This window comes from Stenotrophomonas sp. P5_B8 (assembly GCF_054049855.1).
In genome coordinates this window covers 1-1,125 of the sequence record NZ_JBFULO010000722.1, presented here as the reverse complement: position 1 = coordinate 1,125, position 1,125 = coordinate 1, and the positions used below count along the sequence as shown (strand labels likewise).

1 protein-coding gene and 1 pseudogene are annotated in these 1,125 nt (G+C 56.0%); one reads left to right on the top strand and one right to left on the bottom strand.

The window, feature by feature from the left end:
- Positions 1-328 (top strand): annotated as a pseudogene (locus ACXJKH_RS21000) (hypothetical protein); the annotation flags it as partial.
- A gap of 111 nt (positions 329-439) precedes the next feature.
- Here the strand turns inward: ACXJKH_RS21000 and ACXJKH_RS20995 are convergent.
- On the bottom strand, positions 440-1,125 hold a 686-nt coding region (locus ACXJKH_RS20995; RefSeq protein WP_457322277.1), incomplete at its 5' end, for a response regulator.

Here is a 1,125-nt window from a genome sequence, read left to right as displayed (position 1 = left end):
CGGCACGCTCAGTCGTGTTGAGGGAGATATTGTCGAACAAGCGCGCCGGCGTCAGCTGGTTGCCGCAGAGGTGTTTAGAGGAATGAATACCGTCACCGGTCCAACCTCAATGTGCTTGTGGATGCCTCTACCCGACGGGCTCCGAATGGACCAGGTTGCAGCGGCATTGGCCGAACAATATGTGGCGGTCTCTAAAGCTAGCGCATACGCCGCGACCCCGCAGGCGCCACATGCGCTCCGCATTGGTTTGAGTTCGGTGGAAAGTGAAGGACTTTTGCGAGAAGCCTTGATGACGGTGAGGAAGACTGTAGAGTCCTTTCCAATCTGAGGGAACAACTGAATCTGCCCTCCTCAAATGCGCCGTCATACGTGTGAAGGCGCGCAGAGTGAGTGGGAAAAGACCGTTTAGGCTCGACCAAGCACTCAGTCACGCGCTCATTCACCGGGATATCAGTTCCTTTACCCGCTCGGTTAGAACGCCAATATTGAAAGGTTTGGTTAGAACCGACATTCCCGGTCCTAAATGGCCTTCGTTCAGCATCGCATTCTCAGCGAAGCCAGTGACAAATAGAACTTTGAGGGAAGGGCGCGATACGCGAGCCGCCTCTGCCATCTGACGGCCGTTCATGCCACCTGGCAGCCCTACGTCGCTGATGAGCAGATCCAGCCTGATATCGCTCTGCAATATGCTCAGCCCAGTCAGGCTGTCTGCAGCTTGGATAACGTGGTAGCCCATGTCTTCCAATACATCGGTAAAGAGCATTCGGATGGTAGGCTCGTCGTCGACGATCATCACGGTCTCGCCGGCGTCCGTGGGGACCAGCCGTAGAGGTTCGGTGCTGTGGTCATTGTCCATTGCACTGCCGCTGTAACGGGGCAGATAGATGCACACGCTCGTTCCTTCGCCGATCTCCGAGTAGATCCGAACGTGCCCGCCAGACTGCTTGGCGAAGCCATAAATCATTGAGAGTCCTAGACCAGTTCCGGCACCTATTGGTTTGGTGGTGAAGAACGGATCGAAGGCTCTGGCCACCACCTCCGGCGGCATGCCCGTTCCATTGTCACTGACGGACATTGAGAGGTATTGTCCTTCTGGGATGGAAAGCTCCTTGCCTGCATCTCGGT